This is a genomic window from Streptomyces sp. E11-3 (genome assembly GCF_046540415.1).
Classification (GTDB): Bacteria; Actinomycetota; Actinomycetes; order Streptomycetales; family Streptomycetaceae; genus Streptomyces.
Genome location: NZ_JAZGRL010000002.1, coordinates 393,597 through 407,328 on the forward strand (window position 1 = coordinate 393,597; position 13,732 = coordinate 407,328).

11 protein-coding genes are annotated in these 13,732 nt (G+C 71.6%); 6 read left to right on the top strand and 5 right to left on the bottom strand.

Features of this window, described 5'->3' with window-relative positions:
* Positions 1-27: 27 nt before the first annotated feature.
* Positions 28-2,232 carry an MMPL family transporter gene (locus U9R90_RS20560; RefSeq protein WP_411058116.1) on the bottom strand — a complete coding sequence of 735 codons (2,205 nt, stop codon included), beginning with the start codon at positions 2,230-2,232 and terminating at the stop codon, positions 28-30.
* Between the two features lie 130 nt (positions 2,233-2,362).
* Between U9R90_RS20560 and U9R90_RS20565 the strand changes: the two genes are divergently transcribed.
* Positions 2,363-3,196 carry an AfsR/SARP family transcriptional regulator gene (locus U9R90_RS20565; protein WP_411058117.1) on the top strand — a complete coding sequence of 278 codons (834 nt, stop codon included), beginning with the start codon at positions 2,363-2,365 and terminating at the stop codon, positions 3,194-3,196.
* Positions 3,197-3,209: 13 nt separating this feature from the next.
* On the opposite strand, the gene U9R90_RS20570 is transcribed toward U9R90_RS20565, so the two are convergent.
* Positions 3,210-3,911: a TetR/AcrR family transcriptional regulator gene (locus tag U9R90_RS20570; RefSeq protein ID WP_411058118.1), complete on the bottom strand. Its 702-nt coding sequence runs from the start codon at positions 3,909-3,911 to the stop codon at positions 3,210-3,212.
* Positions 3,912-4,045: 134 nt separating this feature from the next.
* Between U9R90_RS20570 and U9R90_RS20575 the strand changes: the two genes are divergently transcribed.
* Positions 4,046-4,516 (top strand): nitroreductase family deazaflavin-dependent oxidoreductase, encoded by a 471-nt coding sequence (locus U9R90_RS20575; protein WP_411058119.1) that lies wholly within the window; start codon positions 4,046-4,048, stop codon positions 4,514-4,516.
* On the opposite strand, the gene U9R90_RS20580 is transcribed toward U9R90_RS20575, so the two are convergent.
* Positions 4,500-5,864 carry a geranylgeranyl reductase family protein gene (locus tag U9R90_RS20580; protein ID WP_411059751.1) on the bottom strand — a complete coding sequence of 455 codons (1,365 nt, stop codon included), beginning with the start codon at positions 5,862-5,864 and terminating at the stop codon, positions 4,500-4,502. The genes U9R90_RS20575 and U9R90_RS20580 overlap by 17 nt on opposite strands.
* A gap of 237 nt (positions 5,865-6,101) precedes the next feature.
* On the opposite strand from U9R90_RS20580, the gene U9R90_RS20585 reads away from it, so the two are divergent.
* Complete coding sequence (locus tag U9R90_RS20585; protein WP_411058120.1) at positions 6,102-7,466, top strand: dipeptidase; 1,365 nt, start codon at positions 6,102-6,104, stop codon at positions 7,464-7,466.
* Positions 7,467-7,597: 131 nt separating this feature from the next.
* Complete coding sequence (locus U9R90_RS20590; protein WP_411059752.1) at positions 7,598-8,317, top strand: MBL fold metallo-hydrolase; 720 nt, start codon at positions 7,598-7,600, stop codon at positions 8,315-8,317.
* A 64-nt stretch (positions 8,318-8,381) separates the two neighbouring features.
* On the opposite strand, the gene U9R90_RS20595 is transcribed toward U9R90_RS20590, so the two are convergent.
* Positions 8,382-9,422 carry an NUDIX domain-containing protein gene (locus tag U9R90_RS20595; protein ID WP_411059753.1) on the bottom strand — a complete coding sequence of 347 codons (1,041 nt, stop codon included), beginning with the start codon at positions 9,420-9,422 and terminating at the stop codon, positions 8,382-8,384.
* A gap of 794 nt (positions 9,423-10,216) precedes the next feature.
* Here U9R90_RS20595 and U9R90_RS20600 point away from each other — a divergent pair.
* Positions 10,217-11,536, top strand: coding sequence for a phosphatase PAP2 family protein (locus U9R90_RS20600; RefSeq protein WP_411058121.1), 1,320 nt, complete (start codon positions 10,217-10,219; stop codon positions 11,534-11,536).
* Between the two features lie 15 nt (positions 11,537-11,551).
* On the opposite strand, the gene U9R90_RS20605 is transcribed toward U9R90_RS20600, so the two are convergent.
* Positions 11,552-12,508 carry an ROK family protein gene (locus tag U9R90_RS20605; protein ID WP_411059754.1) on the bottom strand — a complete coding sequence of 319 codons (957 nt, stop codon included), beginning with the start codon at positions 12,506-12,508 and terminating at the stop codon, positions 11,552-11,554.
* Between the two features lie 116 nt (positions 12,509-12,624).
* Between U9R90_RS20605 and U9R90_RS20610 the strand changes: the two genes are divergently transcribed.
* Positions 12,625-13,710: a LacI family DNA-binding transcriptional regulator gene (locus U9R90_RS20610; protein WP_411058122.1), complete on the top strand. Its 1,086-nt coding sequence runs from the start codon at positions 12,625-12,627 to the stop codon at positions 13,708-13,710.
* Positions 13,711-13,732 lie beyond the last annotated feature (22 nt).

A 13,732-nucleotide genomic window follows, 5' to 3' on the forward strand; every position in this document is an offset into this window, starting at 1 on the left:
TTCCGCGACGTCAGCCCAGTGCAGTGATCACACATACTCCCGCTGGAGTACGCCGGTCTCCGGCGCCGGAGCCTCGCTCAGACCGGCCCTGCGGTGCAGGCGCCGCAAATGCCTTGGCGCCCACCAGTTCGCCCGGCCCGCGAGCCGCATGGCGACCGGCAGCAGCACCACCCGGATCAGGGTCGCGTCGACGAGGATCGTCAGCGCGGTGCCGACACCGAGCTCCTTGAGGAAGACGACGCCGCCGGTGGCGTACGCCAGGAAGGACAGCGCGAGGATGGCGGCCGCCGCGGTGATCAGGGGTGCGCTGCGCCGGATTCCGGCCGCTACCGCGCGTTCGGTGTCGCCGGTGCGCTCGTACTCCTCCTTGATCCGCGACAGCATGAACACCTCGTAGTCCATCGAGAGTCCGTAGGCGACGCAGAACATCAGCACCGGGATACTCGGCTCGATGGAGCCGGTCGGCGTGAAGCCGAGCAGGCCGGACAGATGTCCCTCCTGGAAGACCCAGACCAGGCAGCCGAACATCACCGACAGGCTCAGCAGGTTGAGCACGGTGGCCTTGGCGGGCAGCAGCAGCGACCCGGTCATCAGGAAGAGGATCAGAAAGGTCGCCACCAGGACGATCCCGACGGCGTACGGCAGCCGGTCCAGGAGAACGGCGCGGAAGTCGCTGGTCTCGGCCGGGTAGCCGCCGACCAGGGCGGGGGCGGGCGCGTCCAGGGCCCTGATCTCCTCGACGAGGGCCGGGACATCGCCGTACATGGCCTCCTGGGTCGGTATGACGGCCAGTCGCAGCCCGCCCTGCGGGGAGGTCAGACCGTCTTGCCGCGGTTCACCGGTGCGGTTGCCCTCGCGGTAGGTGCCGGTGGGCGCGTCGACCTGGAAGATGCCGGGGATGCGGGAGAGCTCGGCCGCGTACGCCCCGGTCTCGGGGGCCTCCGGGGTCCCGCGCGGGGTCTTGGGCGGGGTCTCGCGCAGGACGACCTGGATGGTGTCGGTCGGCTCGGCGGGGAACTCGCTGTGGACGATCTCCGATGTGGTGCGCGACGAGGCGCCCTCGGGCAGGGTGCGCTCGTCCGGCAGTCCGAACGTCAGGCCGAGCAGCGGCGACGCGGCGAGCAGCAGCACGGCGAGCACGGCCGCACCGGTGAGGACGGGGCGCCGCATGGCGGTCAGAGCGGCCCGATGCCACAGGCCGCGATCCCGTACGGGCCCCGTGCGTTCCACGCGATGGCCCCAGCGGGCCAGGGCCGCGGGCAGAAAGAGCAGTGCTCCGGCAACGGCCGTCGCCACGACCAGCACGCCCGCGTACGCGAACGAACTGAGGAAGAAGAACGGGAAGACCAGCAGCGCGGTGAGCGAGACGGCGACCGTGACCCCGCTGAACAGGACGGTGCGTCCGGCCGCGGAGGTGGACCGGACCACGGCGTCGCGCTGCGCGTGGCCCGCATGCCGCTCCTCACGGTAGCGGCTGATCATGAACAGGCTGTAGTCGATCCCAAGACCGAGTCCCAGGACAAGTGCGAGGTTCGCGGCGAAGGTCGACACCTCGGTGAACTGCGCCAGGGCCCTGAGCCCCGCGAGCGTGCCGAGGACCGAGAACACCCCGACGCCGACGGTGAGCAGCGCGGCCGCCGTACGCCGGTACAGCAGAACCAGCAGCAGCACAACACCGGGCAGGACAAGTACCTCAGCGCGCAGGAAGTCCGCGCGCGCCTGCTCGCCGACCTGCCGGGAGATCTCCTCCTGGCCGCCGACCTGAACCGTCAGATCAGGCGTGGTACGGGTCAAGCGGGGCGAAAGCTCGGCGAGTTCCTCACGGGTGTCGGTGGCGTTGCCTTCCAGTCGGGCCAGGATCAGCGCGCGGGAACCGTCCGCGCTGCGCAGGGCCTGGCTGCCGCCGCGCCAGTACGAGGACACGTCGGTGACCATCGGGAGCCTGCCGACCTCGGCGCCGAGCTCCCGTGCCGCGGCCGCGACGGCGGGCGCGTCGACATCGCCGCCGCGTGCGGTGACCAGCAGCGCGAGGTTCGGGTTACCGGTCCCGAACTCCGCACGCAGCACCTCGCCGGCCGCCACCGACTCGGTGCCCGGCGCGTCCCAGCGCGACAGGTCCAGGTCGCTCTGCGCGCCCGCTCCGTAGGCGCCCAGGCCCAGCAGGGCCACGAGTGCGGTGATCAGTACGGCACCGCTGTGCCGCACCAGTTGACGGCCGAGCCGGGTCAGCATGGTGGTGCGCCCTTTCGTCAGGAGTGTGTGCTGCCACGGTCGCGGGGGCCGCTGACCGTCCGCTGGAAGGCCCGCTGGAAGGTCCACTGGAAGATCCGCTGGACGGCATGGACCGGGATACGCTCGGCCCATGGCTGAGGGGATGCGGTTCGAACTGCTGGGCCGGTTGCGGGCGTTGTATGGGGGTACGGAGGTGCCGCTCGGGCCGCCGAAGCAGCGGGCCGTGCTGGCCGTGCTGTTGTTGCAGGACGGGCGGCCGATGTCGTACGAGGCGCTGGTGGCGGCGGTGTGGGGCGAGGAGCCGCCCGGCCAGGTGCGGAATCTGGTGCAGAAGTACGTATCCGGGCTGCGGCGGGCCTTCGACGGCGCGGGCGTGGGTGCGGGGGCCGGTACGGGCGTTGACGCGGGCGACGGTACGGGCGTGGGAGTGTGGCCCGAGCTCGTCTGGACCGGCAGTGGTTACCGGCTTACCGGCGCGGCGGCCGACGATCTGCGGGAGCGGCGGGCTCTGCTGCGGGAGGCGCTCGCCGCGCGGAACGGTGGGGATCTGCGCGGGGCCGGAGAACTGGCGGAGCGGGCCGAGGCGTTGTGGCGGGGGGAGTTCGCCGAGGGTCTGGCCGGGCCGTATCTGGCGGCGGAGCGGCGGCGGTTCGCGGAGAAGCGGCTGATGGTGCTGGAGGCCCGGCTCGAAGCCGATCTCGAACTGGGGCGGTATCACGAGTGCGTCCACCAGCTGGTGCATCAGGTGGCGGCGCATCCGCTGCGGGAGCGGTTCGTGTATCTGCTGATGCTCGCGCTGTACCGCAGCGGGCGCTCATCGGACGCGCTCCTCGCCTACGCGGAGGCCCGGTCCCGGATCGCCGAGGCGATGGGCGCCGATCCGGGTCCTGCCCTGCGGGCGCTGCACCAGCGGGTGCTGCGGCAGGACCCTGCGCTGTTGCCGGGGTCGGCGCCCGCCGCCTGACGGCCCCGCGCCTTCATCGAGCCTGGGGCGTCACCAGGCCTACGGTGTGGGCGAGTTGGGCAGTGGCCTGCGTGAAGAACGCCGCTCGGTCCTCGACGATCCGGTTGAACTGGCCGAAGACCTCGAAGGAGATCAGGCCGAACAGCTGTGACCAGGCCGCTGCCAGCGCCACGGCCGTCGCCGGGGGGAGGTCGGGCGCGAGGTCCGCCGCCAGCCGCTCGGCCTCCGGGCGTACCGCCTCGGACAGTCGCGGGACCGCGAGCCCCGCGCCGTGCTGGGCGTCCCGGGCGAGGGAGATCAGCAGCAGGCCCACCCGGGACGCCGGTCCGACCGTGTCCCGTGGGGCGGTGTAGCCGGGCACGGGCGAGCCGTAGATGAGCGCGTACTCGTGCGGATGGGCGAGGGCCCATGCGCGGGCGGCGCCGCAGACCGCGACCCAGCGCTCCGCGGGCGCGGCACCTTCGGTCGCGGCGTGAGCGGCTTCGGCGGCCTCGCCCACGGCGTCGTAGGCGTCGACGATGAGGGCCGTGAGGAGGGCGTCACGGCTGGGGAAGTAGCGGTAGAGCGCCGAGGAGACCATGCCGAGCTCGCGGGCGACGGCGCGCAGCGACAGCTTGGCCGCGCCGTCCGCGGCGAGCTGTCTGCGGGCCTCGTCCTTGATGGCCGCGGTGACTTCGATGCGGGCGCGCTCCCTGGCGCCTTGTGTGCTGCTCATAGGGGCCAGTCTGCCAGAGCAGCGCACTGAAACAAGAGCGCCGCACCAATTCGAGAGCAGTGCTCTTGTTTTGGATCGCCACCCGTGGAACACTGCTCACAAGCGAGAGCAGTGCTCACACTTCGGAGGTCGCCATGTCGTCGTCATCGTCATCGTCGCAGCCGTACTACCTCAAGGCCGGACCCGTCGCCACGCGTCTGAACGGCTTCATCGGCTGGCTCGCCCGCCACGGAGTCAGCCTCCTGGGCTCCGCCGAGCTCTCGGTCATCGGCCGCAAGAGCGGGCGGCCCCAGCGCGTCCCGGTCAACCCGCACCACCACGAGGGCGCCCAGTACCTGGTGTCCGCCCGCGGCCACTCCCAGTGGGTACGCAACATGCGCGCCGCGGGCGGCGGCGAGCTCCGGGTCGGCCGCAAGGTCCGCACCTTCACGGCCGTCGAGATCCCCGACGACCAGGAGAAGGTCCAGATCCTGCGCACCTACCTGGAGCGCTGGGGCTGGGAGGTCAACGGCTACTTCCAGGGCACGACGGCCACCTCGACCGACGAGGAGCTCCTCGCGTCCGCCCCGGACCACCCGGTCTTCCTGATCACCGTCCAGAAGTGACCTCGGCCCCGCCTTCGCCGGTGTTCCCGCCTCCGCCGGTGTTCCCGTCCCCGCTGGTGTTCCCGGCACCGGCCGCGGCCTCGGCTCCGGCGCCCGTACCGCTCTCGTTCCCGGGGTCCTGCGGCTGCGGCGGCCGGTCCAGGGCCGTCATCGCGCGCCGGGCCATCGGATGGTCCCGTACGATCTCGGCGAGTGAGGTCGACCCGCGCACGATCCGCGCGAACGCCCTCCACGCGGGCCGGAACCCGGTCACCGCCGCGTGCACCATGCCCGGCCTGCGCTCGAAGACGGCGAGCAGCCGCCGTCCCATGCTCATCTCCACGCCGAGCCCCGCCTTGATCGCGAAGGCGTAGTTCTGCGTCTGCCGACGCGCGTCCACCGCGTCGTGCGCCTCGGCGATCCTGACCGCCCACTCCCCCGCGAGCCGCCCGGACCGCAGAGCGTACGAGATGCCCTCCCGGGTCCACGGCTCAAGCAGTCCGGCCGCGTCCCCGCACACCAGGACCCGGCCACGCGAGAGCGGCGAGTCGTCGGTGCGGCAGCGCGTCAGATGCCCCGAGGAGATGCTCGGCTCGAAGCCCGCGAGGCCGAGCCGTCCGATGAAGTCCTCCAGGTAGCGCTTGGTGGCCGCGCCCTCGCCGCGCGCCGAGATCACCCCGACGGTCAGTGTGTCGCCCTTGGGGAACACCCAGCCGTAGCTGCCCGGCAGCGGGCCCCAGTCGATGAGCACCCGGCCCGCCCAGTCCTCGGCGACCGACTCAGGCACCGGGATCTCCGCCTCCAGGCCGAGGTCCACCTGGTCCAGCCGTACGCCGACATGGGCTCCTATCCGGCTGGCGCTGCCGTCGGCGCCGACGACCGCGCGGGCGAGCACGGTCTCACCGTCGTTCAGGACGACGGCGACCGTGCGCCGGTCCGGAACGGCCGGGCCGTGCTGCTCCACGCGCGCGACCGTCGCACCGGTCCGCAGCTCGGCGCCGGCCTTCTCGGCGGCCTCGACCAGCCGCTGGTCGAACTCGGGGCGGTTGATGAGCCCGAACAGCATCTGCCGGGAGCGGCGGGTGCGGGGGAAGCGGCCGTCAAGGGAGAACGTCACCGCGTGCACCCGGTCGCGCAGCGGCAGTTCGAAGCCGGGCGGCAGGGCGTCGCGCGAGGGGCCGATGAGGCCGCCGCCGCAGGTCTTGTAGCGGGGCAGTTCGGCCTTCTCCAGGAGCAGGACGCGGCGTCCGGCGACCGCGGCCGCGTAGGCCGCGCTGGCGCCCGCGGGACCGGCACCGACCACCACGACGTCCCATACCCGCTGGGTGCCGTCCGCAGAGTCCTCGCTTGAGTCCTCGCTTGCGTGCACGGTTGAGTGCTCGGCTGAGTGCTCGGCTGAGTGCTCGATGGGGTTCTCGGTGGGGTGCTCAGTGGGGTTCTCGCTGCTCACGTGGTCTGCCGCTCCCGGTCAAGCTCGCTGCCGCTCCTGTCCACGGCATCCTACGGCGGAGGCCGCCGTACCCCCGCTGTGGGAGGATCGGCACCGTATCCGCAGTGCTTACCCAGCACCCGTATGTACAACGTCGCACCCACCAGGAGCGTGCCCATGCCGTCCCGTCAGATAGTGGAAACCGTCGCCTCGCTGATGCCGCGAGCGAAGGCCGAACTGGCCGAACTGGTGGCGTTCCAGTCTGTGGCGGACTTCGAGCAGTTCCCCAGGAGCGAGAGCGAGGCCGCCGCGAACTGGGTGGCCGACGCGCTGCGCGCCGAGCGCTTCACGGATGTGGCGCTGCTCGACACGCCGGACGGCACCCAGTCCGTCTACGGTTTCCTGCCGGGCCCCGAGGGCGCGCCGACGGTCCTGCTGTACGCGCACTACGACGTGCAGCCCCCGCTGGATGAGGCGGCCTGGGTCACCCCGCCCTTCGAGCTGACCGAGCGCGACGGCCGCTGGTTCGGGCGCGGCGCGGCCGACTGCAAGGGCGGCGTACTGATGCATCTGCTCGCGCTGCGCGCCCTGAAGGCGAACGGCGGGGTTCCGGTGAGCGTGAAGTTCATCGCGGAGGGCTCAGAGGAGCAGGGCACCGGCGGCCTGGAGCGGTACGCCGAGGCGCACCCCGAACTCCTTAAGTCCGACTCGATCGTCATCGGCGACAGCGGCAACTTCCGGGTCGGCACCCCGACGGTCACCTCGACGCTGCGCGGGATGACCATGCTGCGGCTCCAAGTGGACACGCTGGAGGGCAATCTCCACTCCGGGCAGTTCGGCGGCGCGGCGCCCGACGCGCTCGGTGCGCTGATCCGCGTACTGGACTCGCTGCGTGGCGAGGACGGTTCGACCACGGTGGACGGTCTCGACGGGGACCAGTCCTGGGACGGTCTGCAGTACCCGGAGGACGGCTTCCGCACCGACGCCAAGGTGCTGGACGGCGTGGAGCTGATCGGCTCGGGCACCGTCGCCGACCGCATCTGGGCCCGCCCCGCGGTCACGGTGCTCGGCATCGACTGCCCGCCCGTGCTCGGCGCGACCCCTTCGGTGCAGGCGAGCGCCCGCGCCCTGATCAGCCTGCGGGTGCCGCCGGGCGTGGACGCCGCGGATGCGACCAAGCTGCTGCGCGCCCACCTGGAGACGCACATCCCGTGGGGTGCCCGCGTGCGGATCGACCAGATCGGCCAGGGCCAGCCGTTCCGCGCGGACACCGCGAGTCCGGCGTACGCGGCGATGGCCGAGGCCATGCGGGTCGCGTACCCGGGTGAGGAGATGCAGTACGCGGGTCAGGGCGGGTCCATTCCGCTGTGCAGCACCCTGGGCGCGCTCTACCCGGACGCGGAGATCCTGCTCATCGGGCTGAGCGAGCCGGAGGCGCAGATCCACGCGCCGAACGAGAGCGTGTCGCCGGACGAGCTGCGGCGGCTGTCGGTGACGGAGGCGCTGTTCCTGCAGAAGTACGCAGCGGGCAAGGCCTCTTGAGCCCTGCGCTCGTGAGCTCGTGAGCTCGTGAGACGGTACGCGGCGAGCTGAACCCGTACGCCCACGGCGAAGGCCCCTCGCGCGGCGCGAGGGGCCTTTCTACGGTCAGCCGCATGAATGTCATGGATGCCGTGGATGTCATCGAGGTTGTTCCGCGCCTGCATATGCTGCGCTTCGCGGTCGGCCAGGCCTATCTCTGGCGCGACGGCGACGCGTTGACGCTCGTCGACGGCGGCCCCGCGGGCTCGGGCCCCCGGATCGCGGAGGCGATCACCGACCTGGGGCTGCGCCCCACCGACGTACGCCGTATCGTGCTCACCCACTTCCACGAGGACCACATGGACGGCGCGGTCGAGTTCGCCGCGCCGAGCGGCGCGCCGGTCCTCGCACACCGACTGGACGCACCCTTCGTCCGCGGCGAAGTACCGGGGCCGCCACCGGTGTTCGAGGACTGGGAGCTGCCGATCTTCGCCGAGGTCGCCAAGGTGCTGCCGCCGCGCCCCGCGCAGCCGGGGTACGCCGGCGAGGTGCGGGAGCTGGACGGCGGCGAGGTACTCGACTTCGGCGACGGCGCGCGGGTCGTACCGGCGCCCGGTCACACGGACGGCAGTATCGCGCTCCATCTGCCGCGGCACGGTGTGCTGTTCACCGGTGACGCCATCGCGGCGTCACCGATCGACGGGCAGGTGATGCTCGGCGTGTTCAACCTGGACCGGGAGCAGGCTCTGGCCTCACTTGGGGAGTTGGCGGCGCTGGACTCGCAGGTGGCCTGCTTCGGCCACGGCGACCCGGTCACCGAGAACGCGTCGGCGGCGCTGCGGGCCCTCAGTGACAGCCTCTCAGCCGAATGACGCGCTCTCAGCCGAGTGACAAGCTCCCGGCCGAATGAAGTGCTCTCGGCCGAGTGACGGGCTCTCAGCCGACGGGTACCCCGGCCTCAAGGTATAGCGCGGCTCCCCGCTCCCGCGCCCGCAGGGCCCAGCGCAGCCGCTCGTAGCGCACCGGGGGCAGCATCCGGGCCGCTTCCTCCTCGGTGGCGAAGCGGCAGCCGCGCAGTTCAGGGCCTGGCAGCAGCAGCCGTTCGGCGGCCCGGCTGTCGAGCCGCCCGCCGTCGAACAGCATCCGCATTCCGCCGTATCCGGGCGGCTGGGGCGGCTCCCAGTCGACGACCAGCAGTCCGGGTACGCGGTCGAGCCGGATGCCGGTCTCCTCGGCGACCTCGCGTACGCCCGCGCGGGCGGGGGCCTCGCCGGGTTCGACGACTCCGCCGGGGAACTCCCAGCCCGCCTTGTAGGTGGGGTCGACGAGCAGGAAGCGGTCCCGCTCGTCGAAGAGGAGCACGCCCGCGGCGACGGTCTCGGCCGTGGGTTCGGGGGTCTGCACGATGTCGCAGACGCCCGCGGTGCCGGTGCGTATGGCGTCGGCGATGCGCTCGGCCGTGCCCTGCGGGGTGAGCGCGCTGGTGTCCAGGACGTGGGCGTCGGCGGCCAGCCAGTCGCCCAGTGCGGCGCGGTATGGCTCGATGTGGTCGTACGACCCCTGCCGTACCCGGAGTTCGCCCTCCTCGCCCGGGGGCGTCTCGCGCCCGGCCATGCGGGCGCGCAGGATCGTTTCCGCAGGGGCGAGCAGTACATGCCGCACCTCGATCCTGCGGGCCGCGAGCCCACCGAAGATCTCGTCGCGGTAGTCCTGCCGCAGCAGGGTCATGGGGACCACGAGCACACCGCCGACCTCGGCGAGCACCGCGGCGGCGGCGTCGACGACGAGGCGGCGCCAGATGGCCAGGTCCTGGTAGTCGCCGACCTCGTCGAGGTGTTTGGGCGGCAGCAGGTGCGGCAGGCTCGCGCCGATGACCTCCGGGTCGAAGAGCGTGCTGTTCGGGATCAGCTCGATCAGTTCTCGTGCGGTGGCGGACTTCCCCGCACCGAACGCACCGTTGATCCAGACGATCACGATTCCCCCTCCTGAGTCGGACCCCTGTGGCTTGCCCGCTGGACCCTGCCTCGGAAACCCACGGCCCGGTGGTTCAGGCCGGGCCGCCCCGGCCGCCCCGCGGAACGCGGCCAGGACCGTCCGTCCGCCGTCCATGCCCTCGGCGAGCGTCTGGACGGTGGTGGAGCAGCGGCCCAGCGGGCCGACCGGCAACCCGCGTTCCTCGGCGGTGAAAGCGTCACCGAGGCGACGCTCGATGTCCACTGCCGAGGAGGCGGCGATGGCCGGAGTCCGCTCCCCCTCGTCGGTGAGCGGGATCCGCTGCCGGCCCTGGGCCGAGGGGGCGTCCGGCGCCTCGCCGCGGATCCGGAACATGGCCAGTTACGGCGTCAGCGGCCCGGCGGCAGCCATGGTCACCGGGACTACTAGAGTGCTGGGCCAGGAGCGAGAGACACGGGAGACCACTGATGCACGAGGCCCGACTCGCAGGTCGGCCGAGCGGGTCCGTCGCGAGTGCCCACGGATGCGCGTGTCTGTCCTCTCAAGTCGTCGCCGATGCCACGCGCCGCGCCGTGACCTGAGCCGATGTGCGGCCGGGCGCGCATCGGGCGCGGCGCTCGGACGAGGTCCGGAACCCGGACTGTGATCCTTCCGTCTTCTTCTGCCGGGAGCCCCGTCGGGCCCTGGCGTCGTCGGCCGAGCCAGGCCTCCAGCGAATCAACTAGAAATTGAGATATATGACATCGCGTGCGTTCTCGTACATAAACGGCAGAATAATATTCTCCGTGTGGCGTCAACCACGGGCGAGACTCTGGGCCGTGGTGGGTGTGGCGGCTCTTGGATTCCTCATCACGCTGGAGATAGCCGCGCGTCACTACGGCCTGCCAGGGCCGATGACCAACCAAGTGCAAGAGCTGATATTCGCCCCCAAATCGGGGCCTTTGCTGTACGCCAGCATGGCGTTGATGATGGTGGTACTCACCTGGCGACAACGGTTCATCGCGGCCGGTGCCGCGATCGGAATCGACGTCGCCTTCTTGCTGGTGCGGTGGGCGGCCGACATCAAGATCACCGAGGGCCACCACTTCGGCAACGGCGCGTTGTGGGTGATCCTGGCCTGTGCGGTCATCGCCATCACGCGCCGCACCGGCCGGGAACGTGTCCTGCTGCTGAAGGGCGTCGGGCTGGCCCTGATACTGGTGGCCGGCCGCAAGACCGGCGATACCTGGCTCCTCATCACATCGAAGACCCGCCCGACGGTGCTCGACCAGTACGTGGCAACCGCCGATCACGCGCTGGGTAACCCGTCATGGCTGGTAGGCCGGATCGTCACGGCCACCGGCTCGATCGGCTTCAATTTTCTCGACTTCGTCTACGGTCAGCTCGCGGTGGCCGCGGTCGTCGTCGCGCTATACCAACTGCGTAACGTGGCGGCGGAGCGTCGCTTCCCGGGCCATCATCTGGTGCGCACCTTTCTGGTGATCGGCCTCCTCGGGCCGGCCATCTACATGGTCTTCCCGGTGGTCGGACCGATCTACGCCTACGGCGACGGCACCGAGCACTGGGCGGATGTCAGCCTGTGGTGGTCGGAATTGGATTCCAGCGCGCAATGGGCGGTGGCCAATCTGTGGCCGGAAACGCCGCCGCCGATCAGTACCCCGAACTCCATGCCGTTCGACGGAATCACCCCGCGCAACTGCATGCCCAGCCTGCACACGGCGTGGGCTACCGCGATCTTCATTCACTCCCGCAAGGGCCCATGGATTCTGCGATGGGCAGGAACGTTCTGGCTGATCGCCACACTCGCCGCGACGCTGGGCTTCGGCTACCACTACGGCGCGGATCTCGTGGCCGGCGTGGTGTTCACGCTCACGATCGAGGCCGGTCTGCGCGCGCACGCACGCGGCTGGGACCGATCGGGAATCCAGCTGGTCGCTTACGGCACAACGGTGTTCGCCGCGTTCTTGGTGTCATATCGCTATCTGTCGGTGCAGATGGCCGAGCATCCGTGGGTGTTCGGACCACTTCTCCTTCTCGCGATGGCCTCAGTGATCTACGGCTACGTACGGACGACCAAGCTGTGGGAAACGAAGTCCGCACCGGCGCGCCAACCGGAACCGGAACTCGAACTGGTGTGAACGCGCCCCGGGGGTTCAGCCGCCGATGCCCGCGGCCGCCGTGCTCGGCAGGTTGAGCGCCGCGGCTGCCGCGCCCACCAGACCCGCGTCCGTGCCCGTACGGGCGGGCACCACCGTCAGGTCGCGGACGAAGGACAGCGTGGCGTACTCGCGCAGGGCGCGCCGCAGTGGGGCGAAGAGCACCTCGCCCGACTCGGCCACTCCCCCGCCGACCACCGCGATCTCGATCTCGACGAGCGTGGCGGTGGCCGCGATCCCCGCGGCCAGGGCGCGCGCGGCACGCTCGAAGGCGGCGCGGGCCACCGGGTCGCCGTCGCGTGCCGCGGCGGCGACCGCCGCGGCCGACGTGTCGCCGTCCGGCCCCGGGCGCCAGCCGTCGCGCAGGGCGCGGCGCGCGATGGCGGGACCGCTGGCGATGCCCTCGACACAGCCACGGGAGCCGCACGGGCAGGGGTCGCCGTCGAGGTCGACGCTGATGTGGCCGATGTGGCCCGCGTTGCCGGTGGGGCCCGGGTACAGGCTGCCGCCGAGCACCAGACCGCCGCCGACTCCGGTCGAGACGACCATGCACAGCGCGTGGTCGTAGCCCTGGGCCGCGCCCTGCCAGTGCTCGGCGGCGGCGATCGCCGCGCCGTCACCGATCAGCGAGACGGGCAGGCCGCCGGTCACCGCCTTGACGCGTTCCACGAGGGGGAAGCCGCGCCAGCCCGGTACGTTCACGGGGCTGACGGTCCCCGCGACGGCGTCCACGGGGCCCGCGCTGCCGATGCCGAGTGCCCGGGCCTCGGCCCAGAGCGGCGACTGGGCGAGCTCGGCCAGGACCTCTTCGACGGCCTTCTGCACCGTGTCGCCGTCCTCGCGCGCGGGCGTCGGCCGCTGCGTACGCACCCGGATGCGGCCGTGGCCGTCCACCAGAGCTCCGGCGATCTTGGTTCCGCCGATGTCGAGCGCAGCAACTAGGTCGGTCCGCATCTCGGTCCGCATCAGCGTCAGATCCCCTGGTGAGAAGGTCGGTCGGAGTGGGTGAGGAACAGTCTTCCCAGATCTGACAACGTTGTCCAGGCCCTATGCTCGACGGCACACGACCCATGGCAAGGAACGAAACCCGACGAAACAGGACAGGACCGCGCACTGTGGCCGACACCGCCAGCCGCCTCACACACCGCCGCTACGGCAACCGTCCGACCATGAAGGACGTCGCCGCACGCGCGGGCGTCGGGCTGAAGACGGTCTCGCGAGTGGTGAACGGCGAGCCCGGCGTCACTCCGGACACCGAGCGCCGCGTCCAGGAGGCGATCGAGGCGCTCGGCTTCCGCCGCAACGACAGCGCGCGGGTGCTGCGCAAGGGGCGTACGGCGAGCATCGGCCTGGTCCTGGAGGATCTCGCCGACCCGTTCTACGGGCCGCTGAGCCGCGCCGTGGAGGAGGTGGCGCGCGCCCACGGCGCCCTGCTCATCAACGGCTCCAGCGCCGAGGACCCGGAACGGGAGCGGGAGCTGGCGCTCGCCCTGTGCGCGCGGCGGGTGGACGGCCTCGTGATCATTCCGGCCGGTACCGACCAGCGCTATCTGGAGCCCGAGATCAAGGCCGGGGTCGCCACCGTCTTCGTGGACCGGCCGGCCGGGGGGATCGACGCCGACGTGGTGCTCTCCGACAGCTTCGGCGGCGCGCGGGACGGCGTCGCCCATCTCATCGCCCACGGTCACCGCCGTATCGGCTTCATCGGCGACCAGCCGCGCATCCACACCGCGACGGAGCGACTGCGCGGCTACCGTGCCGCCATGGAGGACGCGGGCCTGCCAGTCCACGAGGACTGGGTGTCTCTCGGCTCCACCGCGCCGGGTCGGGTCCGGGTCGCGGCCGAGGCCATGCTCACCGGCGCGGAGCCGGTGACCGCGGTGTTCGCGGGCAACAACCGGGTGACGGTGACGGTCGTCCGCGTCCTGGCGGCCCAGCCCCGTCCGGTCGCACTGGTCGGCTTCGACGACTTCGAGCTCGCGGACCTGCTGCGCCCCGGTGTCACCGTGATCGCCCAGGACGCCGCCCTGCTCGGCCGCACGGCCGCACACCGACTCTTCGCCCGCCTGGACGGCGACGCGGGCCCTCCGGCACGCACCCAGCTCGCGACCCGTCTGATCCCCCGAGGTTCGGGCGAACTGCCACCGGCGCCCTGACGACCTGACGACCTGAGCGATC

Bases quoted from the DNA above. Each gene is read 5' to 3' on its own strand.
- U9R90_RS20560 (WP_411058116.1), bottom strand. From the start codon at position 2,232: ATGCTGACCCGGCTCGGCCGTCAACTGGTGCGGCACAGCGGTGCCGTA.
- U9R90_RS20565 (WP_411058117.1), top strand. From the start codon at position 2,363: ATGGCTGAGGGGATGCGGTTCGAACTGCTGGGCCGGTTGCGGGCGTTG.
- U9R90_RS20570 (WP_411058118.1), bottom strand. From the start codon at position 3,911: ATGAGCAGCACACAAGGCGCCAGGGAGCGCGCCCGCATCGAAGTCACC.
- U9R90_RS20575 (WP_411058119.1), top strand. From the start codon at position 4,046: ATGTCGTCGTCATCGTCATCGTCGCAGCCGTACTACCTCAAGGCCGGA.
- U9R90_RS20585 (WP_411058120.1), top strand. From the start codon at position 6,102: ATGCCGTCCCGTCAGATAGTGGAAACCGTCGCCTCGCTGATGCCGCGA.
- U9R90_RS20605 (WP_411059754.1), bottom strand. From the start codon at position 12,508: ATGCGGACCGACCTAGTTGCTGCGCTCGACATCGGCGGAACCAAGATC.
- U9R90_RS20610 (WP_411058122.1), top strand. From the start codon at position 12,625: ATGGCAAGGAACGAAACCCGACGAAACAGGACAGGACCGCGCACTGTG.